The sequence below is a fragment of the Clostridioides sp. GD02404 genome (genome assembly GCF_045898275.1).
GTDB lineage: Bacteria > Bacillota > Clostridia > Peptostreptococcales > Peptostreptococcaceae > Clostridioides > Clostridioides difficile_A.
On record NZ_JBJOCA010000082.1, the window covers coordinates 1 to 316 of the forward strand.

Here is a 316-nt window from a genome sequence, read left to right on the forward strand (position 1 = left end):
GGCAAGTTTATTTAATGACTTTAGAAGATACTTAGGATTTTCTATAAAGTCTCCACAACTTGAGATACAAAATTCTTTAATTCCTAGATCTAAACCTATCTGATTATTAGTATTTTCAAATACTTTAATATCTATATCAGTACAACATAATGATACATAATATTTACCACTTGGTTCTTTGGACACTGTAGCATTAAGTATTCTTCCTTGAGGTACTTGTTTATCCCTTACTTTAACCATACCAAGTTTAGGTAATTTTATATATTGACCACAGTACATAATATTTCCATTTGTAAAGTTAGTTCTATATGAAAAC

1 pseudogene is annotated in these 316 nt (G+C 27.5%); it reads right to left on the reverse strand.

Annotation, left to right across the window (positions count from 1 at the left end):
• Window positions 1-316 (reverse strand): annotated as a pseudogene (locus tag Q3287_RS19575) (IS200/IS605 family element RNA-guided endonuclease TnpB); the annotation flags it as partial.